Origin of the sequence: Paraglaciecola sp. 20A4 (assembly GCF_011378905.1) — a bacterium.
Classification (GTDB): Bacteria; Pseudomonadota; Gammaproteobacteria; order Enterobacterales; family Alteromonadaceae; genus Paraglaciecola.
Genome location: NZ_WTPY01000006.1, coordinates 70,530 through 93,969 on the forward strand (window position 1 = coordinate 70,530; position 23,440 = coordinate 93,969).

Here is a 23,440-nt window from a genome sequence, read left to right on the forward strand (position 1 = left end):
ATGCATGTTTTAAATAGCGGGCGAACTTGGATTGGTCGTTACTAATGGCAAGTTTCAACCTCGCAAGTGTTAAATTAAGAGGTTATCACGTGTCTAATTTCAAAGTGGAGAGTCATAAATTAGTAAACACCAAATTAGAACATTATCGCGTGATTGACCAATGCCCTGCGGCGGCAGAATTATGTGCTTTGCGTAGTCAAGTAGGCAGGGGTGAAACCGATGTGAACATGGCTGAAATAAGCCTAGGGAATACGCTTTACGGCGTATGCATTCGCCAGTCACAAAAGTTACTCGCCACGGGCCGAGTGGTGGGAGACGGTGCACAGTATTTTTACATTCAAGACGTGATTGTGAGTAGCGGCTACCAAGGGCAAGGCTTAGGCCATCAAGTCATGCTTAGTATCTAACAATATTTGCAAACAGCCGCGTGCAAAGGCGCCACGGTTGGTTTGCTAGCAGCGAAAGGCAAAGAATCTTTTTATCAGCGATACCATTATGTGAACAGGCCGAATTCAACCCTTGGCAGCGGTATGTGTCGCTTTATTTAGCCATGTTTGAATGAATTTGCCTTTATATACCTCTAGCCTTTGGTGCTGCCCATTGTTAATGGCTGCAATTATCCCCATTCACTAACTACAAACGAATTAATCTAAAAGGAACATTATTATGAGTCGTCATTTTGATAAGGCCGACGGTCTGTGTGAACAAAGAGATCCTGCCACCCTTGGCATAGTGTTTAACCAAACCATGCTGCGCATTGCTGATCCAAAACGCTCGTTAGATTTCTATACTCGCGTGCTGGGCATGACGCTGTTGAAGCGCCTAGATTTCCCTGAAATGGAATTCAGTTTGTATTTTTTAAGCGCAGGGGATGACTTTTCTGACATCAGCCAAGACAGCAATACCCGTACCGTTCAGACGTTTGGTCGCCCAGCCATGCTTGAGCTAACCCATAATTGGGGCGATACGGCTGAGAATAAGCAATATCACAATGGCAATAGTGACCCCAGAGGGTTTGGGCATATTGGTTTTCATGTGCCGGACTTAGCATTGGCATGCCAACGTTTTGATACCTTAAATGTGCCGTTTCAAAAGCGCCCAGAGGATGGCGCAATGAAAGGGATAGCGTTTATCAGAGATCCTGATGACTACTGGATTGAAATATTTGATGCCAGCAAGTCAGGAGACATTTGCGCCGAGCACGCCTAGTCGCTGCCTCGAGATCTGCAGCAACTCGCTGTTGTTCCAAGTGTACAATAGCGATTTTTTGTCATTCGCTGCCATTTACAACTTCAAAACTGTGCAATGCCTGAGGAGCGCACGTGGTCGCGCCCCTTGTGGCTTTATCTTTTGTTGCTGCTTGCCTATTTCTAACATGTAACCGTTTTGCTGTTACGAAACAACATCTCACTCTCAGCGTTTAGCGATGTAAATTAGACTTTGAAAAAAAAATGCCATTTTGCTGAGTACTCAATCAGCGTTAAGCACGTCAATCGCCTCAATATTAATGATTGTCGAACGATTAAGGGTAATTTTGAAACGCTGGATCTGCTGTTGCTTTTGCTTATCGGTGTGCATTAACACCACGTTAATTTGATAGCGTCGCTCAACGGCCTGCTTAGAAATTTTGATATTTTCCAGTGCATATAGCCGACCTTCGCCTTTTTTCAAAAAACGAACAAACGGGGTTAAATTAAAATAAATCTGCTGTTGTATTTTATCGTAACCTGGTAAAAAGCTCTTAGCATTTACCTTCGTTTCACTGCGAAAATGCAGTAACTGCGCAGCCTGCTTGTTTTGTTGTCGGCGGGTTTGAAATAACGTATCGACTTTCGGCGGCAAGTCTTTATTGCGAATATATTCAAGCCAAATAGTCTGGCTGGCCACCTTACTTTTATTCACACTGTGGCTGTAAATGATCTTCCATTTCGGCAGGCCTTTTTGAATTCGCCGCCAAATAATGCGCGTAATATCTTCTTTAAATATTTCCCTTAACCCGTAAATCACCCCTAGCATGCCGACCAATGCAATAGTGACTTCGGTAAAATTAGTTCGCGCGTTTAGCACTAATACCATCACAAATGCCATTATAATAGCGGTCACTGTGCCTTTTACAATACGGTTTAAGTAGCTATTAAGGTTCTTGGTTGTCTTTTGAAAGACCACTCCATATTCAATCAAACGTTGCAGCAGGCGCATTTTATTAGTGATGCGATTTGGGTCAGACAAGGTTACCTGTGAGTTGTAATGGTTCTCGTCTCGGTATTCGTTTTCTCGGCGGCACAAGGCGAACAAAAAGTTTCTTTCACTGGTGTATTCAGTGCTTTTGGGCGCTCTTGACAACAACTTTAAAAACGACTGTTCAACCTGCCAGCTAAGATAATTATCGGCATTTTCAAAATACGCTCTAAGCTTTTGATCTGATGGCGTGTATCTTCTTAGTTTTGTGAGCAAGCCAGAAATCTGCTCTGCCAACTCTATTGCGTGAGGGTAGAAGTCTTTGCTCTCTTTAAGCTTTAAGGTTTGCTTAATATCTGTGTCTAGGGCGGTGCGAATTTGATAGGAATATAAATTAAGATTTAAACGGTAATCGCTTTGCTCGCCTTTTTTTTGGCTAATGAAACGACTACGGACCAAAGGTATATGCAGTTGGTCTGAATAATAGGCGCTGTGGTTTTGAATGCTATGGTGAAAATATTGCTCTTCCGTTAAGGTTTTTGCGCTAATGCCCATTTCATCAGGCAATGAAAAATACAGATCCAGCCTTTGCTGGTCACTGGGTAACAGCGGGTAACTGACTCTTATCGAGAGGTTTTCATCTTGGGTGAGTTTAATTTTTTTCACTTATCGGGTTACCTCCTTGTCGGTTACCGTGTTATTGATGAATAAAATAATTATGCCCTACTTTTGCCCTATGACCCAAGTATCGCTGAGCAGTTTATGAATATATCACTGGCGTTAGATAAAGAGCATCACGGTCAATATCAGCATTTTGCTACGCCCGTAAACGACAAACTTCTTGAGCGTAACAGCATCGACAGCCTGACCAAAAAAAAGGGTAACTAACAGTGATTACACGCTCATGCCGACGGCTTTTTTAGGGGTAAAACTGCTGCCTATCGACGCAACAATCACCAAACCAATCGCCGCCCACTGCAACAGACTCAAATACTCATTTAAAATAATAAAACCCGCTAAAGCCGCAATCGCTGGCTCCAAACTCATCAAAACACTAAACGCCTGCGTCGGCATATTCCTAAGGGCGACCATTTCCAAAGAGTAGGGCAGAGCACTTGATAGCACCCCAACTAATAACCCAAGGGGCAATACTTCCCAGCTGATCAACGCTAGGCCTTGGCTTACTGCGCCAATGGGTACCAGTACGATAGCGGCCACTGTCATGCCCAGCGCCACCGTAATGCCGCCGGACGCCTGCTTACCGGTGCGGGTACCAAATAATATATAGCCTGCCCAGCATGCACCCGCCCCAAGCGCCAATAATGCACCAATAAGGTCAAGCCCTTGTGTGCTAGATAAATCAGGCAGCAACAGAACAATACCCGCTATGGCACAGGCCACCCATAATAGGTCGCTTTTGCGCTTGGACGAAAATAGCGCCACGGCCAGTGGGCCGGTAAATTCAAGGGCAACGGCTATGCCCAGTGGTATGCGTTCAATGGCCATGTAAAACAGAATATTCATCCCGCCTAAGCACAAGCCATAAACAATAATGCTACGCCAATCTCGCCCTTGAGGCAGCGCGCGCCATGGGCGAAACACTACCCAAAGTACCGCCGCGGCAAAACCTAAACGCAGTGCAGTGGTGCCCTCTGGGCCAACTAAAGGAAAAAGTTGTTTGGCTAAAGAGGCTCCAGATTGAATGGTCACCATAGCCAGCAACACACTGGCGATGGCCGTTAGCAGTACACGATTGATTTGCATTCAAAAATTGTCCAGAAAATGAATCACCTAAGTGGCGGTATTCTACCTGAGGAAATGGGATTTCACACTTCGTGTTATGGGTTTTGAGTATGCGCTGCGCTTGTTTATGCACTTCGTGCACTGAGCACAGCTTCGCTGTTTACACACTGCGTGTGCTAAGCATGTGCGGTGCTTATTTATGTGCTGCGCACACTTTACGCACTTCGTGCACCTATGGGCTTCGCCCACGTCATCCATGACGCTTTTTCAAACCCTCGTCCTGAGGCAGTCGCCGCGCGAGCTCGATTTACTTTTTACCAACAGCCGCAAAAAGTAAACAAAAATGGCCGGACTCCAACAAACTTTCTTAATCGCTAAAAGTGACGTCTTGAATGTCAGAACGGCGTGAGGAAGCATCTCGGCAATTGCTCCCTGCATTGCTCTACCTTTCTGCATCCATGCAGATCGCCTGTAAAGCAACACGCCTTGTCCAGACGTCCTGTCTGGCCATCTGACAAGTCTTTACTTATAGCGGGAAAGTTTGAGTCGCGTAAAAATCAATAGCTGCGACTTTATTGTAAAAGCATTCGCTTCGCTCACTGAGATGAAAACAACTGAATGGGTGTTTTTATATACTTTTCCTTCTCTAGTTGCGGTAAATATAATGCTCTTGTGATTATTGCCTGTTTATACAAGCTCTGAATATAAAACCGGAAAACATTTAACCTGTACAACAAGTTGTTGTCTATGCTAGAAAATACATGGGGAAAAGTGGATGTTTCCGCGATTGCGTTCGCGTATTAATTAGGGAAACTTTGAAGATAATAACATTGTTAAATTTATAAGGAGAACTCTTTGAAACGGACTTTTAGAACTCAGTTTGATTTTATGTCTATCGTTAAAATATCGGCAACTCTTGGCTTTGGAAGTGGGATATTTTTAAGCGTCTTTACATTCATGCCTTTTTTCACTCAGGGGAGTGGGTACAAGGTCTTTTGATGTTTTTATTGACACCCTTGGCTTCTGCTATTGGAGCGATGTTCACAGGTGTACTTGGTTTTCCATTTTATTACTGGTATTCCAATAAAATTCAGGGGCAGTTCTTGTCTGGTAAATATGCTGAGCAAAGCGTTAGCGATGAAATATAACAAGCCAATTTTGCTCAGCCAGCAAACTGGCTTGGGTAAATAATTCCAGTTAACAGGACCGCTATGATAATTACTGGCTGGGGAACCTAATCGTCACAAGAGGCTTTTAACTCAGCTTTGTTTAGTCCTGCACCGTTTCTGGCTTGGAGCGTAAAAGTGTATGTGCCTTTTGGAAGCTCCGGTTTTAGGAGGTGCGAAACTTGTGTGCCACCACTAGATCTGCAAATGATAGTTCCGTTGTCAGAGGTTAGAATTAACAGGACATCCATTATAACGAGCGAAAAACTAAGCAGATGCTTAAGCTGCTTTCAAAAGCCTTCAATGTCAGGAACATTGTCTCGTTGATGCCGGCTAATAAATTTGATTGGGTTGTCTCAGCCAATTTTATACCGGCTAATTTTAAGCTTCATACTTTGTCTATAACGGGTTTTCCATTGGGAAAGTATATAAAAGGGCCTTCGACTTCAGGTGACTGGCCGCTGGCTAAACGTTGTTCCACTTCTTTGAATATCATTCGGGTATTGATAATTTTGTAGGGTGTCATGATAAGTGAAAGTGCAATAAATAATCAAAAGGGTCACACAAATGTTAACCGCCAACTCAAAAATTAATCTATTATACTGAGGCATGTGAGTCGATATTTAACCCAGATATAAAATATGACTTAAGCTACTAATACCATTAAATGAGGAGCAAGATAATTAGAACTACAGTACTTAACTTTGTCTTATTTATTTTTATTCTGCTCTTTCACTCCTCTGTTTTTGCTGCTGAGCCAACATTGGGTTTTGAGCGATTATCGCTCGAAGATGGTTTACCTCAAACTAGCGTTTTTGCGATAGCTACTGATTCAACAGGCTTTCTTTGGGTCGGTACCGACGATGGATTAGCACGTTATGACGGGTATAATTTTATCGTGCATAAATATTCTAGGGATAATAAAAACTCCATTTCAAATGACAGCATAACGGCTATTGCAACAGACACTAAAGGGTATCTTTGGGTAGGCACGAAGAGTGGGCTAAATCGCTTCGATCCGAAGACTGAAACATTTAAAAGATACTTGTTCGATAGCCATGATATGACTAGCTTAAGTGATAATTATGTGACTTCCATTGCAGTAGACCGTTTAGGGTATGTATGGGCAGGCACTCGTGAAGGTGGGCTTAATCGCTTAGATTTTGAATAAACATCTTTCACCCGCTTTACACATGATGACAATGAGCCTGAAAGTTTGGCTAATAATAAAGTGTTCACCCTTCATGAAGACGCTAACGACAGTCTTTGGGTTGGCACAGAAAATGGACTTAACCGGTTTGACCCAGACACGCAGTCGTTTAAAAAGTATGTATTTGAGGCCAATGACCCAACGAGTTTGAGTCATAATATAGTCACCGCAATAACTGACGACGCAGAGGGAAATCTTTGGGTGGGTACGCGAGGTGGTGGGCTTAACCGACTTGAAGCGAACACTCGTAAATTCACTCGATTCCGTCAAAGTGACGAAGCGCTAGTTAGCATTAGTGGCAATCATATCAACGCTCTTGAAGTAGATGGCCAAGGCGATATATGGATTGGAACTGAATTAAACGGCCTTAATCGCTTTAACCTAAAATCAGGACGTTTTTTTCACTATCGCTACCAAACGGCAAACATTAATAGTGTGAGTGACGATACTATTTATACTATCGAAAATGATAATCAAGGAAATGTTTGGATTGGTACTCACGATGGCGGAGTTAACTTCTTTAATCCAAAAACCTTGGCATTTAACCATTACCAATCAGATGTTGATGATTTGCATAGTTTGCATTCAGATGATGTTTACGCGTTTGCTGAAGATAGTAGCGGTAATCTTTGGGTGGGAACCGATTCAAGCGGTTTAAACTATTTCAACGCTAAGACCCAAGAATTTAGTCAATATTCCCTCGATACAGCCGATCCAGCTGACAAAGATACGTACAGTATTTATTCCCTCAAAGCTGATACACATAACAATCTTTGGATTGGAGCAAATTCAGATGGTTTGTATCATATAGACCTTAAAACCCGAAAACTCACAAAATACATTTACGCCCCTAGCAATAATGCAACAACGTCGGGTGGTGTTAGTGCTATTGCGCAAGATAAGGGAGGGAACCTTTGGATCGGTACATTTATAGGTGGGTTATATTTATTTGATGTAAATACTAAACAATTTACTCGCTACAACGAAAAATTTAGTCAAAAAGGGAGTTTTGTTGAAGGGGCGATTAATGTTATTACCCCGGATAGCCAAGGTAAGCTGTGGTTAGGTTTCGAAACGGGTCTAGGCTATTTTGATCCAGACACGGGAGATATCACTTATTTTCTTAAAGATGAAAATAGCGCCGAAAGTTCTAGTGCTAGCTTTGTTCACGCCATAAAAGAAGATAGACATGGGGCTATCTGGATTGGTACCAGTTTAGGGCTCAATCGTTATGATCATAAAACCAATGAATTTATTCTTTACACTGAAAAGGATGGCCTACCAAATAACGTTATCTACTCTATTGAGGAAGATAATTCGGGAGAAATTTGGTTAGGAACAAACAACGGACTTTCTAAATATAATGTCAAGAATGGTACTTTTAAAAATTACAATGTACGAGACGGTTTACAAAGTAATGAATTTACCTCAGCGGTGTCGTTTAAAAGTATAACTGGTGAGTTATTCTTTGGCGGAATAAAAGGCTTTAATCGATTTTTCCCAGAAAGGATCGAGGATAACCTTATTAAGCCTTCGGTTGTTATTTCTAGTATGTTTTTACTTAATAAAAGGGTACCAATAAGCCAAGAGCAAGGGCTTGTAGATCCTCACAATCACAATCACAATTTCACATTACCCCAAGCAATACATTTAACTGACAATATTACCCTCAGTCACAATGACAATATTATTGCCTTTGAATTTTCCGCATTAAGCTTTACTAATACGCAAAAGAACCAGTATGCCTACAAACTTGAAGGCTTTGATAACGACTGGATAACGACCGATTATAAAAACCGCCGAGCGACCTATACTAATTTGTCTGACGGAACGTACTTGCTAAAAGTAATCGCAAGCAATAACGATGGATATTGGAATGAAGAAGGTACTTCGCTCAAAATAGTCGTATTGCCCCCGCTTTGGAAAACATGGTGGGCTTATACCCTTTATTGCTTGCTGTTTTGTGGATTGTTGTGGTTTTTTGTAAGGGTACAGTTAAATAAAGTGGCGTTTGAACGTAAAATAAGTGAGGACCTAGAAGTTAAGGTTGCACAACGTACCTCTGAGCTACAAAAAGCTAATCAGAAGTTAGAAGAATTAACGACCACAGATCAATTAACAGGATTGAAGAACAGGCGGTTTTTGTTAGCTCACCTGAAAGACGACGTCGATCTTAGCCTTCGTAAATATCGAGACTTCAACACCAGTAATACTCAAAAGTCCGTTTTGGGTGCCGACATGATTTTTTTTCTTATTGACCTCGACCATTTCAAAAAAGTGAATGATATGTATGGCCATGCTTCTGGCGATAGTGTGCTTATTCAAATAAAAGCAATTCTTGAACAGGTCTTTAGAGAAACCGACTATTTGGTTCGTTGGGGAGGTGAAGAGTTTTTAGTTATCGTCCGCTTCACTGAACGAAACAAAGCAGCCAAATTGGCAGAACGATTGAGGTTGACAGTTGAAAACTATCATTTTGATATCAGTGGCGGACAAACGCTGCAAAAAACCTGTTCGATAGGCTTTGCTTGTTATCCGTTTATTACGCAAAAACCAGAGTTATTGTCATGGGTGCAGGTGATCAACATTGCTGATTATTGTATGTATGCTGCTAAAAACACCGGTAGAAATGCATGGGTCGGCGTAAATAGCACAAGCGACGATTTTGACGACAATGCTGTTGAAACGATTTGCCAACAAACACAGGAACTGGCTCAATCAGGCAAACTAGAAGTGTTGAGTTCTGTTACTAAGAATAAGCCCATCAATTGGTCTTCAACATAGCGTGTGAACGGATTTAAATGCCTACAGATACCCGGAGCTTAACGCTAAGTTTGATAGTCAATACAGCTGCTAAAAATATCATAAATTAGCAGGGCTAAATAGCAGCAGTTAAATCAACAGGGATAAATTAACAAGACAGTCATGATAATAAGTTCGAAAAAAAACTATGCTTTGAGTTGATTTTGAAGGCAAAATTATTTGTGTCTTGTTGATGCAAGCTGATCCGTTTGCTTGTGCTATTCCTTCGACTTTTACGCTTTATACTTTGTCTATGACGGGTTTCCCATTACGAAAGTATATAAATGGGCCTTCTGCTTCCGGTGATTGGCCGCTGGTTAGGCGTTGTTCTACTTCTTTAAGTATCATTCGGGTGATAATGGGTAAATCGAGCTTTTCGGCATCGATAAGTGATACCCAGTGCATAGCGAGTAATTCCCCAGACCCTTGAGGCGCTGCGTATACATCCCCTTGAATAATATCTGCATCAACCATAAAAAAGCGCGTATCGAAGCGGCGGTTTCGATAGGGCGGCGTAATGGCTCTGGCGATTAAATTCAGGGTATCAAGACGCGGGTTAATGCCGTGCTGTAAAAACGCCTGCCACTGGGGCGAGCGGGTCTTAATAGTCAAGCTATCGGTTTCACCGAGAAGCAGCCCAGTTTCCTCGAACGTTTCACGAATTGCCGCCAGTGCAAGGGCGCGGGCGCGCGACTCAGAGCATCCCTTCATTAAGCGTTGCAGTACACTGGGATGAAGATCGTTAGGCGGGCGAATACGACTGTCTCCTAGGTCAACCTTGCCCCCAGGGAATACAAATTTATTCGGCATAAATTTATGTTCGGCTGATCGCTTACCCATCAGAATTTGGGGTTGTAAGCTGTCTCGCCGGACTATGATCAGTGTTGCCGCATCTTTGGGTTTTACGGCACGGCCCAGTGAACGTAGCTCGTTGGCTGGCGTATTTTTGGGTAGATAGGGTTTATTAATAGGCATGTAAGCTCTCAGTCAGTTATTCAAAAGGTACAGCTGGTAATGCCAGCCTAGTAGATTTTTTGACAGTGATTGGCAGTGATTGGCAGTGATTGACCGTGCAATCAATTACCTACGGCCTCTTTTTTTCACCTTGCTCACTCACTTACTCGCTCGTTCAATTTCTTTGGCAAGGTGAGCATGTAGGCGCACGATAGCGCTCTCAAACAAGCCAAACTCTAAAAATTCATTTGCCTTGCTTGCCAGTCCTCGTTGGGCAGATAAAACTATCTGCAAATCTTCAATCGCACCTTTGGCCGCGAACTGTTGACCTTGTGAAATTGCATCGAGCCGTGGGGTGTCGTTCTCGCCAATAGCACTGATAAGGTAGGTATGCTGGCGAGTCGTTGCCTCATCAATCGGCTCAAGTACATTCACTTGTATACATCCGGGAAAGGTTGAAATTATAACATTGGGAAATAGGTGGTAAACGTAGGTCAGTCGCCCATCTACTGAGATGTCAGATTCTTTGTTATGTCTTAAACCTTCGATGGATTGGTAGGGAAATGTGACGCGGCTATTTTCCCCAAAGGCTTCTACCACCGTGAGGTTGTCGTATTGTACTGGGAAAAACGTGCTTTTGTGCGTTTGGCGAATATGATAACCCTCAAGCGAACTTTCTAGATATAGCTTCCAGTTCGTGTTGACTATCTGACTGGCTGAATTTAACAACCGGTAGTGGTCAGGGATAATTTTTGGGATAGGCACGATATCTTGCTCTATACCTTTCTCAATACTCACTTGGGGGTTTTGGTTGATAAATATTAAACCATTACTCTCAAAACAAGCTACTGCGACAAGTCCTCGTGTTGCTTTATCAACATCCGGAAACCCTGCTTCATGGGGAATACCTAGCAGGTTTCCATTTAGGCTGTACGCCCAGCCATGATAGGGGCAAACCAAGGCGCGAGCGCAACCCTCACCATCGGCGAGCTTAACCCCTCTATGGCGGCAAGCATTTCTAAATGCACGAACAACGCCGTCTAAACCGCGTACCACTATCAAGGGGACGTTGGCTGCGTCACGGGCAACATAATCCCCAATATTCGCCAGGGCGCTTGAAGGACAAAAAACGATGCTCCGGCTTTGCAGGATATCGAGCTCTGCCATTAGTCGCGCTTTTGAACGGTAGTTATCGGTCGGTTCCTTCCAGCTTTGCGTGCCCAAATCGGTTGTGGCATTGTCGATATGCGCAAAAATCCTCTGCACGACTTCTATATCAGTGAATAGTTTTCCTTGGTCATTGGTATTTACGGGCATTTTTTTCGCTAGCAGAAGAAACAATATTGCTCAAAAATAAAACAAAAAAGGGACATTGCGAAGTCAGCGGTTTTTATACGTGGTAATTAGAGGTGGTTATATAGCAGGGGGTAGAGGGTTTAGGTGAGATCTGGCGTCTGTTTGATAGCTATCGTTTATGCACTGTGTGCACTTCTATGGGCTTCGCCCACGTCATCTCGGCAACTGCTCCTGCGTTGCCCTACCTTCCAACATCCATGTTGGTCGCATGACGCTTTTCAAACGGAATCTATAAGCGGCCGCCGTGCGGTTCAACTTATTTTTCACCAACTACTAGAAAAGTAACCACAAATTCATCGGGAATGAATTTGAACATCCGAAGGATGGCCTAAGCGTTCTTTGCGCAGGTGATATACATGGATGTATTTCATAAAAGAAGCCGCCCTCCAGCAAGTTTCTATTCCTGCGCGTCTCGCCTTCCTTGGCGAGCCGTTCAACTGGGCGCTTCTTCGTAGCTAAAGATACCAGCTTCACCCCATGCAATCGAACCAGAGTGAGCCCGCGATGCTCGGGAAACTTGAGTCGGTATAAAAGAAAAAAGCAAAAGCAAAAGCAAAAGCAAAAGCAAAAGCAAAGCAGCGACTTTGTCGCCAAAGCATTCGCTTTGCTCACTCAAACGAGCACAATATTTCGGGACAATTTTATGCGCTTGTTTAATCAGTAATTCCGATAAACAGCAAGAACTTGGAACTTTTCCATATTTTTACAATAGCTGGTTCAACAAATGGAAAAATTTAACCTGTACAACAAGTTACGGTGTATGCTAAAAAAAGACAGATAAGGAAAGGTGGTAAACTCCCATGATTGAAACCGCTTATTAAATGCGGAACTTTTCCGACTGCTAATATTGTTAAGTGTTTCTAGAGTTTTGTATGCATAAGGAGTTTTGATGCAACCAATAACAGAAGACAAACTGTCTCTTGAATATTATGGTGCTGCGGTTGAAAGCGGCCAATTAAGAGCAAAGGATGTTGCAAGATATATTCTAGCCTTAGATGATTTCATGACTGTTGTAACTAGAGAAGCCTACGGTAAAGATGCATCTCTTAGTATGGATGTTTCAGGCTTTAGAGGTCAGTCGTTTGATGTTGATTTTGCTCTACAAGTAATTGGCTTATCTTCCAGTGCGATATTCTGTACTGGCTCACCCAAGGATCTTATAACCTTAGCAACTGACTCAATTAAAGCATGTATTCATTTAGCGGGTAAACAACCTCAAAGTTGTAATCCTGATCGTAATGATAATAAGGTAAATATAGAAAATGCTAATGGTGATACGCAAATTTTTCATATTCAAACTTTAAATGTAATTTCAGATCCTAAAGCATCTAATTCATTAGATACCTTTATTCGAGAGCCATTAACTAAAGGTTTAAGTGCAGTAAAATTAAAATCCTCGAAATTTGATATTCAAACTGAGGCTTCTGCAAATGACGCTGATTTTTTCAAACCCTTAGATTTTGCATTACCATTATTTAAAAATACAATTACAACTGGTCTAACAATCGAATCTCCATCTTTCAAAGACGGAAATAAATGGAAATTACACGATGGTCAATCAAGCTTTTATGCAGAAATTACAGATGATGAATTCATTGCCAGTGTAGATAAAGGTGAAAGATTCGGTAAAGGTGATCTCCTAATAGTTGAAATGGAAATTATTCAAACTAAGACACCTCAAGGCTTAAAGGTTGAGAAAGTTATAACTAAAGTGAAAGACCATAAAGAAGCACCTGAACAACAGGGCATGTTCTAAACACACAACAAGCCGTTTAACGAAAAACGCCAGCAAACAACGCTGGCACGGACTCGCAAAGTACGCTCGCCCGTCAACGGAGCGTTAGCTTCTTATTAAATCAGGAGGGGCAAATGAACAAGTTTTTTATACTGCTAGCTTTAATGATGACAGTAGGATGTAGCAAAAAAGAAGATAGCTTTATTGGATATTTCACCCACGAGCATGCCCCCACAAAATCTGAAAGAATAATCCACATAAAAGAAGATGCAGGAAAGCTATACATTTCAGAAAATGTTCTAAAACGTAAGCCGTATGAGGGATTGTCTGCTTCTGACGGTAAATTTGAGCTAAATGGTGGAACACTTAGTCTTTCTGACGATACCAATACCCTTTTGTTATCGCATGCGCTTGGTGGTATCCAAGCCGCTAGAGTTTCAAAAGAATACGTGGACTCAAAAATATCAGAAATCGAAGATAGAGAAAATGAATGCAAATCGGTCAATGCCCAATTCATAACAGAATCTACAAATATACCTTATCAAGACTGGAATAGTTTTGTGGACGAATTTAAAAAGTCTGTTCCAAGCGAGTGCCGTGTCAAAGGTCTTAACAAGCGCTGGTGAGTCAAGCTAACAAAACGCTGAGACAAAAATGCGCGACGCCTTCGGCATTATCGCCGCATGTTTTTGCCCGTTAGCTTAGTGTTAGCTCCCAAAGAGTATGGAGAAATAGATGGCTAAAGTAAGGCTTGAAACTTACAAAGCTATAAACGAAAACGACATGGATCAAGTCTTATTCACTGATCCATTTAGTGACGTGGCTAGAAAGGCCAAGAGGAATCTTTTGGCTGCTGGTTTTATTAGCCTCTTAATTTCAGTGTTAAATCTAGAAATTAGTGGTTTTCTTGGTCTCAAAGCAACCAACATGAACTTAGGTAATGATCTTGCCCAAGGGCTGGCGTTTATTATTACTCTCTATTTCTTCTTATCATTTGTTTTTCACGCCTATATTGATTACTCCGCATGGAACTTTAGCCGCGAGAAGCAACAAACGAAACCGTATTTTGACTTAGTTTATCTCATTGAAAACCAAGTTAGCGTAACTGGGGAGCAAATTAAGAATGCTACCGATAAACTTGATGCTCTTTGGCTCGAAGAAGGCATGCAAGCACAAATAGAGGTAGCTAAAGACGTTAGAAGCTCACAGCAAAAATTGGACTCGATTAACGCGTCGTTATCATCTTTAATTGAAGAAGTTACGCCGTTAATTCTTAACTGGCGAACCACTATTGGAAAAATGGATAATCTATCTCACCGTCTCAAAGCACGCTTTTTGAGCCTGTGGGTTTTAGATATAGTATTTCCAGTCATCCTAACCTTAATGGCAATGTACAAAACTTACCCCGGGGTATCGGTGCTAGCATGCAAAGTCATGAACTAACAAGAATTTAAAGCGGGACTGCTAGCAGTTTGCTCGGTTTCGCCTCGCTACACATTTTAGCAAACTGTTATCAGCCTCTAAAATGGGCACTAAGCTGGTTTAATACCATGGAAAGAGAAAGTTACAGAGACAGCCATGGTAAAAATCGTGAATTTTAGAAAGTAACAAGACAGGCATGATAACTAGCTGATTGCTAAGGTTACTCAGTGAGGATTTCAACCTTGGCTCTGCTTCTGCGTCGGCAGCCAAAGTTGAAATAGCTGGTAAGCAGGGCAACTGTTTTATTAGTTGCCCCTTTGGTGTTTTATTCTTGCAGGGCGAGTTCGGCCATTTTCATTGTGCTTTCGAAGGATGCGGTGCCGGCTATGAATAAGCCGTTGTGGCAGAACATAGCGTCTTTAATGCCTGTTTCTGTTTGTAGCTCTGCATCTGATAAGCCTGCCCATGGGTTGGGTAAGGATTTTCTGTCTTCGAATGAGCCGGGTTCAACGGGGACGGTTTGGATCATCCATTGCCCTGACTGTGACGGGTAGACCATATACAAAGCTTGCTCTGATAGGGTGTGAACCGTTTTCTTCCATGGGGTGTATTTTTCTAGCACGATCACTCTTGGGTCTTGGGCGTTTTTTATCGCTGCGGCGACGATAGATTTTGCGTTTAAACCACCGCTGGCCGCTGCTATTGCGCGTGCTAATACGCGGGCCGCGAAATCAACCGCTTCGTTAAAGCCGGCGTCAAAGTCACCTTCTTCTTGCCACGTTGGGTTGAACATTGAAATGGTTTGGCTAAGGCTTATGCCTTCAGACACCCCTTTAACATGGCCACAATCGATGGCGTCAATGGTGGATACCAGACCGGCATCAATCGCATTGGCGAGCTCTTGGTTATTTTCGCATATGGCGAGGCCGTACTTTTGCCAAATCAAACCAAATGACGAGTAGGGCACGCCATTGTCGCGCTCACCCGCGCCGCCGCGTTGGTGATGGTCAAAGCGGTCTGTTGCTGCATCGTGTTCGCCCCCTACATCAATCACTACATCCGCCTTGGCGATAACCTCTGCATCTCGGGTGCGAATGAGTGTAAACGTAGGGAAAACGCTTTTGAGGGCCGCGACACTGAATACATCGTCAGCATGAAAATTGCCGCTGTGGGTTACTACTATTTTATCATTCATCATTTTTTATCATTTTACAGAGGAAAAGGAAGGCGTTGTTAGATACAGGTTGAGGCTAAACGGCTTAACACGTTTTTATTCATACACGTAAAAACTCGACGCGGATTCTATAGTAAATCGAAGACATTATCAGGTTAGCAGTAGAAAATTATCACAGACGCCAGCGTAGTTAACGACAATGGCTTGCTTGTTGGAGAGATTTTTCAACAAGGCTGTGGATTATATAAGTTTAAGTCATTCTCAAACAATGGCCTCGCCGAGCGATCATGTTTAATGATGGGATAGTTAATAATCAGCTTTAAAACATCGAGCAATTAAGTACAAAAGAGAAAGCACTTGCTGCTCATTGTCTTACAGCCGCTATGGATTCAGCTGCCGAAGATGATGTCGAAACCCAGTGGTTAAAGCTTGCAGAAGCGCGAAGTGCTGAACTAGAGTCTGGGAAGGTAGAAGGTATCTCTTGGAGAGATATCAATCAGGATCTTACTTAGTCGTTTTCTGCTATTTGTCATCTTGATTTTCCCTCGCTAGGTATTTTTAGCTTTCCCATTTCGTCTACAATGGCGCGCCAGAATGCTCACCGCATCTTATGTTAAAGCCCATTTGTATAGAGGCTTTCAACACACTGTAAAAGTGCATTGAATGCCTGATAAGTACTCAAAGTTTAGGCATCGACGATGATAACTTCGCCTGTGATGAAACCGTCTACTGAGCGTTCGAACGCTTTGCCTACCAATTCACTTGGTACAGGCTGAAAGCCTGCCATCATTTCGCCGTAAACGTCCCATGCTTCTGTGAGTACCGTTGGGTTGACCACGTTGATACGGGTGTTACGTGGCATTTCCAGCGATACGATTTTAGCAAAGGTATCAATGGCGGCGCTGGTGGTGGCATCTGCAATCGCGAATGGGATGGGCTTTATATTCAAGATACCGCTGATTAGGGTGAACGAACCGCTGTCAGCGATGTACTCTTGCCCAATGCGAACTAGGTTTATTTGGCCCATCATTTTGCTCATCACCGTGGTCATCCACTGTGCTTCTGTCATCTCGACGAAAGTTGCGTATTCACATACACCAACAGTGTTCACTACTGCATCAAAGTGACCTACTTTTTTATACAGCTCACGAATGGATGCTTCGCTGGTGATATCCACTATGTGATCAACGTCGCCAGAGCGCCCGGCGGTGATAACCTTGTGTTTACCAAGCCCAGTTAATGCTGCTTGTCCCATTTTGCCCAATGCACCAATTAAAATTACTGTTTTCATTTGTCTCTCCGGTTGTGTCATGTCATTTGATGGGAGGATATTAGAGACTATTTGCAACAAATAGAAACAACGATTCTTTGTTAGTGATACAGGTTAAATTGGTTAAGTGTTAACATGCCTCGGGTATTTGAATAAAGCGTTCTGAGTGGCTGAGGAATAACATGAGCAAAATTGACAGATTGGATATTAAACAACTCAGGATTTTTCAGGCGCTGATACGCGAGAAAAATGCGTCAAAAGCGGCCAGTCAATTGGGTTTAACCCAACAAGCAGTGAGCGAACAGTTAAAGAAGCTACGAGATGTGTTCGACGACAGGTTGTTCCTGCGAAAAACCAATGGCTTTATTCCTACACCACTGGCAGAGCAACTTTCCGTTGATATCGATAAACTGTTGAATGGTTTTCAGGCACTGTTATCGCCAAAAGTGTTTAACCCTAAAACCATCAGTGGTGAGTATGTTATTTCCGCCACGGATTATGCGCAACAGGTTGTATTACCTAGCTTAATTGCAAAACTTAGAGTTGAGGCGCCGAATTTGAAAATCATCGTTCGAGATTTTGAAATCGACATACTTCATGACTTAATGCAAAGCGGAAAAGTGAACCTGGCGATTGCCTTTCCTGATTACATTCCTGATAGTTACCCTATCGTTAAACTGTTTGAAGAGCACCATGTTTGCGTGACATCACGTAACTCGTCCATATCAAAACTTACCCCTTCGTTAGCCGAAATTGCTGACTATCCCAGTATTATCGCCTCTCCTTCGCGCCCCAACTTTAAAGGCTCGATTGATGACTGGTTTAAAGGGTTTGGGCTCACGCGTAACGTTGTGGTCTCTGCGCCGTGTTTCTCAATCGTGCCTATGTATTTGGAAGTCACTGACTCCATTGCTTTTTTGCCTTCTCGAGCAATCAAAGCGCTAGATTTGATTGAAATTGAACTCGAAGAGTCACCAGAGCCGTTTGACGTTATTGCCGCTTGGCACCCTAGGTACAGCGAAGATGCCCTGCAAAAATGGCTTGTGTCGAAACTGTTATCCTGAATTTCTTCAGATGAATGTAGTGAAATAATTGGCTCAACAGAAAGTCTTGCGATTAACGGTAGTTTTTCGCATTGAATAAAATTCTATGACGCTTCTATTTCTTCCTTCTAAATGTATTGATTTAAATTGGTTTTATCATGTCTCTTTGGTGAAATAGCTACAGATTGAAGTGAGTATATATAGCACCGGGCAGGGGATCGAACGACAGGGTACGGGGGGGGATATTTTTAATCGGCAAATCCACCTGATACATAATCGTCATATATCGCAATGGTGCCATCGGTCAAGGCAACAAACAGGCGATCGTTTACTTCGTCGTAATCCAAATCCCATGGCTTAGCATCGGTTAACGTTTCAGCTAACGGTGCAACATCATCCGCTGCGGCTGAACCGAACACGCTGATACGCATGCCGTTTAAAACAAGGGCTGCACTATGTGCTCCGGTGATTTCACGACCCTGAGCGCTGTTGAAAACATCATCTTCGCCGCGCTGCTGTAAAGCGCACAAGAAACGTAAACTGCCAGCAGTGGCGTCACCTGCGTGAACAAGGTTATTGAGCGGGTCAAGGGCTATACCTTCATTGTTACCGGTTGAAAACGTCTTTAGTTCAGCGATACTTTTGTCGACTAAATCGACTAAATCGACTAAATCGACTATGTCTGCGTTTTCAGGACGATTATTTGATAACAAAATTTGGGCGGTAATAAAGCTAGGCGTACCTTGATGACCATCATTGCCTGGCGTACCCATTTCACTTTGGGAACCTTGAGCGCCGTAATCGCTGCTATACGCTGAAAGTGATAATGCAACGGAAAGACTAATCAATGTAATCACAAACTTTCGTGTCGATATGTGAGAGGTTTGTGTATTCCAGATCATGATGTAGCTCCTTTAGTTAGCAAAATTGCCACATTGCAACACGCGCGAAAACGCGCGGTACATTTAGATAAACGGCTCACTCTGTATGCTGGTTAGACTAAAGTATAAAATCAAGCCGCTCTTGAAAGCTATCAGCAGGTAGATACTAATTGTTGTAGTATTCAACTTTTCTGAGGTCTCACATTCACTATTTTTACAACTCAGTAATGTCTAAAAATTCGAGAAAACAAGGCAATACTGTATGTTAACTAGATATTTTAACCTAGTTTGGTAATCTTTTTAGGACGCGTACTCTTTGTTGTAGCGTTATATTTCTCAGAGAGTTTAGTCAGCTATAAATGGAGTTGTATGAAAACAGATGCTAATGAAGTTGAACTAGATTTAGGCCAAAGGCATATTATTATTCAACGTAGATACGAAGCGCTAGGTGCACTAAATGATTTGTTGATCGCATTGTTGTTTTTGATTGGTAGTTTTTTCTTTCTATATGGTTCACTCGTTGAGGATGGGACTTGGTTATTTATAGCTGGAAGCGCGCTGCTGCTAATCAAGCCAGTTTTGAAGGTAGCAAGCTTAGTGCATGTTAGACGGGTATTTAACTCAATAGAAAAAATATAAAATGTAGCTAACCTAATATTTTTCAAAATTGCCTGGGCAACTAGGAGTCTGTCGGTGCTCATTTGCAAAAAATTTACTTTATAATGTGATTTGCAAGTGAAGAAAAAAGAAGGTGTCTCTTGAGGATTTATATCAAGCCAATTGTTCTGCCCTCCACTTACTATGCTTTTTTCGTCAGTCTATTTTGCGTTATGAATAATCTATATGAGTATTAATCTACGACCGTTAACGCAATATGACGATAACTATTTGAAGGTTATCGACTTGTACAAAAAAGCGTTTACCACCGCTCGGCATATTCCTACGTGGTTTCTTAGATTTAAACTTAGAAACGGTAAAGAAGGCTTTAATGTGCTTTATTCAGATCATACTTGGATTGGCCTGATTTATACCACTGAGCATGAGGATATTGTGTTGATACACTTTTTAGCCATATCAGAAGCTTATCGCTCAGGTGGATATGGCAGTAAAGTAATGGATTCAATGAAAATTACGCACGCTGGAAAACGCGTGGTATTGAATATTGAAATATTGGATGAACGAGCAGATAACTACCAACAAAGGGTCAAGCGCAAAGCTTTTTATAAGAAAAACGGCTTTCGCTCATCAGGCTACATTGTTCAAGAGCCTGGGGAGAAACTTGAGATGCTGATATTTGGCGGCAGTATTAGTAAAGAGGAAATAGAGGCTATGTACCAACACCTTTTTGGGCGTTTAATTGGTTTCTTAGCTAGACCTAAAATTATAGAAATATAAGGTGTCGTGGTTTAAAGATCCCCGGACACTTTTGCCACTAACGCTGTAAAAAAGTATTTAAGTTGGCCGCTACTCATTTGCTTGGTTAGCCTTGTAAGGTTGATAAATATCGGGTTGCCAGATTTGCATGCTCCCTTGAGGGGATTCTACTTGGCTAAAGCCAAATTGGGCATAAAGGCTGTAAGCATCTTTAGTGACGAGCATTGTGCGGCGTAAGCCTTGTAAATTTGGGTGGCTAACGATGCTTTGCATAGGCCCTTTCCTAGCTGCAAAGGTAAAATAAATACATCTGTTAAGTATGCAAATGTGGCTTTATCACTGACAACACGAGTGAAACGAGCTTGTCGCTGATAAGCATCGAATACGCCCAAGCATAATGAATTGGTGTTTACCCACGCGTTTGGTATAGGTGCAGTTCTAACGATAATAAGCTAAATTCGTCACCAAAAGCGACTTTTGCGCCATGTTATGACGAAATTAGTAACAGTTGTCACGTTGCGTACATTGCCCAAATTTGCTTTATTAATGTTACAACAGCAGCAAGGTTTAAATAAACGCGGGAGGCAAATAAATGAGAGTAGTATTGGTACTGGCCATGTTTGGTCTGCTTACAGCGTGCACAAATAGTGACTGGCGCACGGCGTCTCGTGAGTCAGCAGGGTTAGCCCTTGACCCATCAATTGATACACAAGCATCTATTGAAATTTATGCTGCTGATGCCTTTAGCTGGCGTGGTTGGTTTGCTGTGCATACTTGGCTGGCGGTAAAAAAAGAAAATGAGCCTGAGTACACCGTATATGAAGTCGTAGGCTGGGCGTTAAATGAAGGTCTGCCAGCATTGCGTGAATACCAAACGACGACACCCGATCGCTTTTGGTACGGCGCAAAGCCTGAAAAAGTGTTGTCGATTCAAGGTGAAAAAGCCGCTGAGCTTATCCCTAGAGTAACCGCTGCGGTTAATCGCTATCCTTGGGCAAACGAATACACGTTATTTCCCGGTCCTAACAGTAATACATTTCCTGCGTGGGTAGGTTTACAAGTACCAGAATTGGAATTAGATATGCCATTTCGTGCGATTGGTAGTGGTTACGCGGAATAGGCAACAGGTGAGCGATAAGTTAGCTTGCCTCGCTTCAGATTACATCAGGGCAGCTTAAAAAAACCAGTGATTTATGCTGCCCTAATCTAACATTTCGCTGCTAGGTTTTTATCTGTGATGTATATGCGTTGAGTATGTCACTGGCGCACGCGCTGTAAACATCTTGGTCCATTACATATTCTAATACCCGTTCTAGGGCGCTAATACGATGGGGCTGCCCAAGCATCCAAGGGTGAATATTCAAACTTAGAATACGCCCGCCTTGTTCGTTTGCCTCTTTGAGCAAATAGTCACACGCATCAATTATCTGCTCGGCGTAAGACTCTTCACTGTGCAAGTTGTTAAGCATGATAAAAGTATCGTCTAGTTCGTTAGATAACGGCATGGCCCACAAGTTTCCCTGTTGGGTGTTAAAGGTGTACGGCATATCGTCGTTTACCCAATCACAAAAATACTTAATGCCGTTGGCTGCTAATAGCTCTGGGGTGTTCTCACTTTCGTTACGCCCGGGACTTAACCAACCTGTGACATCTTGTTCGGTTAACTCGCGCAATTGTGTCAATGAATCTTTTACTAACTGAGCTTCTACTTGTTTGTCTTGACCACCATAATGCAGTGCGTCCATGTGCATGCCGTGACACATTACTTCATTACCGCGCTCTTTTATTGTGTCAAGTAGATAAGGCGTGCGTTTGGCTAATTCAGTGTTCATGGCAAACGTGGGCGTGACGCCGTATTTATCGAAGGCTTTTAAAAAGCGAAAAATACCTACCCGGTTACCATAGTCACGTAGACTAAAATGCCGTAAGTCGGGGTAGGGCATGGTCATGCCGCCTTGGATCTTAAACGGTTCGCCTTTTTGATCTAGCGGGAAAAATTGCAAAGGCACGTTTACCCAAAGTGCGAGCTTTTTTCCACCAGGCCAAGTAATGGCAGGTCGATTGCTAAGCATCGACCAGTCATAACGTTCGTGATCCATGCCATAACTGCGATGAGCGTATTGTAGGTATGATTTATCAAGGGCCATTATTTCGCTCCTTTGTTCAGAGCAGTTTGAAGCGCGGCAGCATTTTTTTGCGCAATGTCTGTTTTGGCTTGCTCGTAGTAATGCTCTAGGTAGTAATCAGCTATCTCTTTGCCTGTGGTGATCCATACGTCATCGTGACTGGTAATGTAATCTAAGGCTTCTTCATAGGCTTTCATTCTATGAGGGCAAGACACCTGGTAATTATGCGTCGGAATGCACATGATTGTGCCCGACTCTTCGCCTTCGGCATAAAGTCGGTCAAAGTTATTTTTTAGCATTTGCCCGTAGCGCCTAGGCTCTATTTTATTCACCACAAAGGCGATGGTGTCGTTCATTTCCAACGAATAGGGGATTGAGACAAACGGCTTATTACTGCGGGTATGGATTGGCGTAGGTTGATCATCATGAAACAAATCGCAGGTATATATGCCGCCTTCGCTACCAAATAACTCAGTACCCACTTCGGCGAATAAATCCAAGGTTAACTCTGAGTGTGATAAAGCTGGGGCTAGATAACCAGCACATTTTTGGCCAGTGTGCTGATAAATGCTTTCCATTGAATCTTTGATCATGTCACGCTCTTGTTGCTCTGACATACCATAGGTGTAGCGAGTATTGTAAATGCCATGACTAAAAAATTCCCAGTCACGCTCTTTGCACATTTGAATGATTTCAGGATGGTGATCGCACAGGGCAGTCGATAATGAAATAGAGCCGCGTATGCCGTATTTTTCCAGTAAATCCATCTGTCTTTTATGGCCCACGCGATTACCATAGTCTCGAATACTGTAGCCTTGTGTGGCAGGGTAAGGCTGAGGCCACGCTTTACGTGACGGATTTGCCGGTGGATTAAGCTCATAGAATTCAATATTCGGAGCTACCCAAAAGGCCATTTTTTTACCATCGGGCCAGCGAATTTTTGGGCGATTTTCATAGGGCCAGTAATCATAGAACCCAGGATCACTTTTCATTTTTTACTACCTCT

Annotated in this window: 24 protein-coding genes; 14 read left to right on the forward strand and 10 right to left on the reverse strand. The window is 42.7% G+C overall.

Annotation, left to right across the window (positions count from 1 at the left end; translation table 11 throughout):
• Positions 1–89: 89 nt before the first annotated feature.
• Positions 90–407 (forward strand): GNAT family N-acetyltransferase, encoded by a 318-nt coding sequence (locus GQS54_RS23245; RefSeq protein WP_240919876.1) that lies wholly within the window; start codon positions 90–92, stop codon positions 405–407.
• A 259-nt stretch (positions 408–666) separates the two neighbouring features.
• A complete protein-coding gene (gene gloA, locus GQS54_RS08615) occupies positions 667–1,209 on the forward strand; it encodes a lactoylglutathione lyase (protein WP_166423587.1) in 543 nt (180 codons plus the stop codon).
• Between the two features lie 261 nt (positions 1,210–1,470).
• On the opposite strand, the gene GQS54_RS08620 is transcribed toward gloA, so the two are convergent.
• The gene (locus GQS54_RS08620) at positions 1,471–2,844 is read right to left on the reverse strand and encodes a hypothetical protein (protein ID WP_166423588.1); all 1,374 of its coding nucleotides are present in this window, start codon (positions 2,842–2,844) and stop codon (positions 1,471–1,473) included.
• A 96-nt stretch (positions 2,845–2,940) separates the two neighbouring features.
• On the opposite strand from GQS54_RS08620, the gene GQS54_RS23415 reads away from it, so the two are divergent.
• Positions 2,941–3,066, forward strand: a complete 126-nt coding sequence (locus GQS54_RS23415; RefSeq protein ID WP_277344128.1) for a hypothetical protein — start codon at positions 2,941–2,943, stop codon at positions 3,064–3,066.
• A gap of 6 nt (positions 3,067–3,072) precedes the next feature.
• Here GQS54_RS23415 and GQS54_RS08625 read toward each other — a convergent pair whose 3' ends face one another.
• A complete protein-coding gene (locus tag GQS54_RS08625; RefSeq protein WP_166423589.1) occupies positions 3,073–3,942 on the reverse strand; it encodes a DMT family transporter in 870 nt (289 codons plus the stop codon).
• Positions 3,943–4,919: 977 nt separating this feature from the next.
• Between GQS54_RS08625 and GQS54_RS08630 the strand changes: the two genes are divergently transcribed.
• From GQS54_RS08630 to GQS54_RS08645, 3 genes are all read left to right on the forward strand, one after another.
• Positions 4,920–5,069 (forward strand): hypothetical protein, encoded by a 150-nt coding sequence (locus GQS54_RS08630; RefSeq protein WP_166423590.1) that lies wholly within the window; start codon positions 4,920–4,922, stop codon positions 5,067–5,069.
• Positions 5,070–5,754: 685 nt separating this feature from the next.
• Positions 5,755–6,258: a two-component regulator propeller domain-containing protein gene (locus GQS54_RS08640; RefSeq protein WP_166423591.1), complete on the forward strand. Its 504-nt coding sequence runs from the start codon at positions 5,755–5,757 to the stop codon at positions 6,256–6,258.
• 45 nt (positions 6,259–6,303) lie between these two features.
• Positions 6,304–9,081, forward strand: a complete 2,778-nt coding sequence (locus GQS54_RS08645) for a two-component regulator propeller domain-containing protein (protein WP_166423592.1) — start codon at positions 6,304–6,306, stop codon at positions 9,079–9,081.
• A gap of 258 nt (positions 9,082–9,339) precedes the next feature.
• Here GQS54_RS08645 and GQS54_RS08650 read toward each other — a convergent pair whose 3' ends face one another.
• Positions 9,340–10,074 carry an NUDIX hydrolase gene (locus GQS54_RS08650; RefSeq protein ID WP_166423593.1) on the reverse strand — a complete coding sequence of 245 codons (735 nt, stop codon included), beginning with the start codon at positions 10,072–10,074 and terminating at the stop codon, positions 9,340–9,342.
• A gap of 138 nt (positions 10,075–10,212) precedes the next feature.
• Positions 10,213–11,370, reverse strand: coding sequence for an SRPBCC family protein (locus GQS54_RS08655; protein ID WP_166423594.1), 1,158 nt, complete (start codon positions 11,368–11,370; stop codon positions 10,213–10,215).
• Between the two features lie 928 nt (positions 11,371–12,298).
• On the opposite strand from GQS54_RS08655, the gene GQS54_RS08660 reads away from it, so the two are divergent.
• From GQS54_RS08660 to GQS54_RS08670, 3 genes are all read left to right on the forward strand, one after another.
• On the forward strand, positions 12,299–13,165 hold the full coding sequence (locus GQS54_RS08660) for a hypothetical protein (RefSeq protein ID WP_166423595.1): 867 nt from the start codon (positions 12,299–12,301) through the stop codon (positions 13,163–13,165).
• 113 nt (positions 13,166–13,278) lie between these two features.
• On the forward strand, positions 13,279–13,770 hold the full coding sequence (locus GQS54_RS08665) for a hypothetical protein (protein WP_166423596.1): 492 nt from the start codon (positions 13,279–13,281) through the stop codon (positions 13,768–13,770).
• A gap of 109 nt (positions 13,771–13,879) precedes the next feature.
• On the forward strand, positions 13,880–14,587 hold the full coding sequence (locus GQS54_RS08670) for a hypothetical protein (RefSeq protein WP_166423597.1): 708 nt from the start codon (positions 13,880–13,882) through the stop codon (positions 14,585–14,587).
• Positions 14,588–14,891: 304 nt separating this feature from the next.
• Here the strand turns inward: GQS54_RS08670 and GQS54_RS08675 are convergent, their stop codons facing one another.
• Positions 14,892–15,761 (reverse strand): MYG1 family protein, encoded by an 870-nt coding sequence (locus tag GQS54_RS08675; RefSeq protein WP_166423739.1) that lies wholly within the window; start codon positions 15,759–15,761, stop codon positions 14,892–14,894.
• 305 nt (positions 15,762–16,066) lie between these two features.
• Here GQS54_RS08675 and GQS54_RS23250 point away from each other — a divergent pair, with 305 nt between their 5' ends.
• Positions 16,067–16,252 (forward strand): addiction module protein, encoded by a 186-nt coding sequence (locus tag GQS54_RS23250; RefSeq protein WP_346766563.1) that lies wholly within the window; start codon positions 16,067–16,069, stop codon positions 16,250–16,252.
• A gap of 173 nt (positions 16,253–16,425) precedes the next feature.
• Here the strand turns inward: GQS54_RS23250 and GQS54_RS08685 are convergent, their stop codons facing one another.
• Positions 16,426–17,031, reverse strand: coding sequence for a short chain dehydrogenase (locus GQS54_RS08685; RefSeq protein ID WP_166423598.1), 606 nt, complete (start codon positions 17,029–17,031; stop codon positions 16,426–16,428).
• Positions 17,032–17,192: 161 nt separating this feature from the next.
• On the opposite strand from GQS54_RS08685, the gene GQS54_RS08690 reads away from it, so the two are divergent.
• On the forward strand, positions 17,193–18,074 hold the full coding sequence (locus tag GQS54_RS08690; RefSeq protein WP_166423599.1) for a LysR family transcriptional regulator: 882 nt from the start codon (positions 17,193–17,195) through the stop codon (positions 18,072–18,074).
• A gap of 227 nt (positions 18,075–18,301) precedes the next feature.
• Here the strand turns inward: GQS54_RS08690 and GQS54_RS08695 are convergent, their stop codons facing one another.
• The gene (locus GQS54_RS08695; protein WP_240919878.1) at positions 18,302–18,955 is read right to left on the reverse strand and encodes a hypothetical protein; all 654 of its coding nucleotides are present in this window, start codon (positions 18,953–18,955) and stop codon (positions 18,302–18,304) included.
• 348 nt (positions 18,956–19,303) lie between these two features.
• Here GQS54_RS08695 and GQS54_RS08700 point away from each other — a divergent pair, with 348 nt between their 5' ends.
• Both GQS54_RS08700 and GQS54_RS08705 read left to right on the forward strand, forming a co-directional pair.
• On the forward strand, positions 19,304–19,573 hold the full coding sequence (locus GQS54_RS08700; RefSeq protein WP_166423600.1) for a YrhK family protein: 270 nt from the start codon (positions 19,304–19,306) through the stop codon (positions 19,571–19,573).
• Between the two features lie 204 nt (positions 19,574–19,777).
• Positions 19,778–20,329 carry a GNAT family N-acetyltransferase gene (locus GQS54_RS08705; RefSeq protein WP_166423601.1) on the forward strand — a complete coding sequence of 184 codons (552 nt, stop codon included), beginning with the start codon at positions 19,778–19,780 and terminating at the stop codon, positions 20,327–20,329.
• A gap of 69 nt (positions 20,330–20,398) precedes the next feature.
• Here the strand turns inward: GQS54_RS08705 and GQS54_RS08710 are convergent, their stop codons facing one another.
• On the reverse strand, positions 20,399–20,581 hold the full coding sequence (locus tag GQS54_RS08710; protein ID WP_166423602.1) for a hypothetical protein: 183 nt from the start codon (positions 20,579–20,581) through the stop codon (positions 20,399–20,401).
• A gap of 319 nt (positions 20,582–20,900) precedes the next feature.
• Here GQS54_RS08710 and GQS54_RS08715 point away from each other — a divergent pair, with 319 nt between their 5' ends.
• Positions 20,901–21,428 (forward strand): DUF3750 domain-containing protein, encoded by a 528-nt coding sequence (locus GQS54_RS08715; protein ID WP_166423603.1) that lies wholly within the window; start codon positions 20,901–20,903, stop codon positions 21,426–21,428.
• Positions 21,429–21,528: 100 nt separating this feature from the next.
• Here GQS54_RS08715 and GQS54_RS08720 read toward each other — a convergent pair whose 3' ends face one another.
• Together GQS54_RS08720 and GQS54_RS08725 are read right to left on the reverse strand one after the other, a co-directional pair.
• A complete protein-coding gene (locus GQS54_RS08720) occupies positions 21,529–22,455 on the reverse strand; it encodes a polysaccharide deacetylase family protein (RefSeq protein ID WP_166423604.1) in 927 nt (308 codons plus the stop codon).
• A complete protein-coding gene (locus GQS54_RS08725) occupies positions 22,455–23,426 on the reverse strand; it encodes a polysaccharide deacetylase family protein (protein WP_166423605.1) in 972 nt (323 codons plus the stop codon). Before GQS54_RS08725 ends, GQS54_RS08720 begins: the two co-directional genes overlap by 1 nt.
• Positions 23,427–23,440: the final 14 nt, after the last annotated feature.

What these genes read in the sequence shown, in the direction of transcription:
- GQS54_RS08720 (WP_166423604.1), bottom strand. Translation starts at nt 22,455, where the DNA reads ATGGCCCTTGATAAATCATACCTACAATACGCTCATCGCAGTTATGGC.
- GQS54_RS08685 (WP_166423598.1), bottom strand. Translation starts at nt 17,031, where the DNA reads ATGAAAACAGTAATTTTAATTGGTGCATTGGGCAAAATGGGACAAGCA.
- GQS54_RS08725 (WP_166423605.1), bottom strand. Translation starts at nt 23,426, where the DNA reads ATGAAAAGTGATCCTGGGTTCTATGATTACTGGCCCTATGAAAATCGC.
- GQS54_RS08650 (WP_166423593.1), bottom strand. Translation starts at nt 10,074, where the DNA reads ATGCCTATTAATAAACCCTATCTACCCAAAAATACGCCAGCCAACGAG.
- GQS54_RS08640 (WP_166423591.1), top strand. Translation starts at nt 5,755, where the DNA reads ATGAGGAGCAAGATAATTAGAACTACAGTACTTAACTTTGTCTTATTT.
- GQS54_RS23415 (WP_277344128.1), top strand. Translation starts at nt 2,941, where the DNA reads ATGAATATATCACTGGCGTTAGATAAAGAGCATCACGGTCAATATCAG.
- GQS54_RS08695 (WP_240919878.1), bottom strand. Translation starts at nt 18,955, where the DNA reads ATGATCTGGAATACACAAACCTCTCACATATCGACACGAAAGTTTGTG.
- GQS54_RS08675 (WP_166423739.1), bottom strand. Translation starts at nt 15,761, where the DNA reads ATGAATGATAAAATAGTAGTAACCCACAGCGGCAATTTTCATGCTGAC.
- GQS54_RS08690 (WP_166423599.1), top strand. Translation starts at nt 17,193, where the DNA reads ATGAGCAAAATTGACAGATTGGATATTAAACAACTCAGGATTTTTCAG.
- GQS54_RS08625 (WP_166423589.1), bottom strand. Translation starts at nt 3,942, where the DNA reads ATGCAAATCAATCGTGTACTGCTAACGGCCATCGCCAGTGTGTTGCTG.
- GQS54_RS08655 (WP_166423594.1), bottom strand. Translation starts at nt 11,370, where the DNA reads ATGCCCGTAAATACCAATGACCAAGGAAAACTATTCACTGATATAGAA.
- GQS54_RS08705 (WP_166423601.1), top strand. Translation starts at nt 19,778, where the DNA reads ATGAGTATTAATCTACGACCGTTAACGCAATATGACGATAACTATTTG.
- GQS54_RS08670 (WP_166423597.1), top strand. Translation starts at nt 13,880, where the DNA reads ATGGCTAAAGTAAGGCTTGAAACTTACAAAGCTATAAACGAAAACGAC.
- GQS54_RS08710 (WP_166423602.1), bottom strand. Translation starts at nt 20,581, where the DNA reads ATGCAAAGCATCGTTAGCCACCCAAATTTACAAGGCTTACGCCGCACA.
- gloA (WP_166423587.1), top strand. Translation starts at nt 667, where the DNA reads ATGAGTCGTCATTTTGATAAGGCCGACGGTCTGTGTGAACAAAGAGAT.
- GQS54_RS08630 (WP_166423590.1), top strand. Translation starts at nt 4,920, where the DNA reads ATGTTTTTATTGACACCCTTGGCTTCTGCTATTGGAGCGATGTTCACA.
- GQS54_RS08665 (WP_166423596.1), top strand. Translation starts at nt 13,279, where the DNA reads ATGAACAAGTTTTTTATACTGCTAGCTTTAATGATGACAGTAGGATGT.
- GQS54_RS08700 (WP_166423600.1), top strand. Translation starts at nt 19,304, where the DNA reads ATGAAAACAGATGCTAATGAAGTTGAACTAGATTTAGGCCAAAGGCAT.
- GQS54_RS08715 (WP_166423603.1), top strand. Translation starts at nt 20,901, where the DNA reads ATGAGAGTAGTATTGGTACTGGCCATGTTTGGTCTGCTTACAGCGTGC.
- GQS54_RS08660 (WP_166423595.1), top strand. Translation starts at nt 12,299, where the DNA reads ATGCAACCAATAACAGAAGACAAACTGTCTCTTGAATATTATGGTGCT.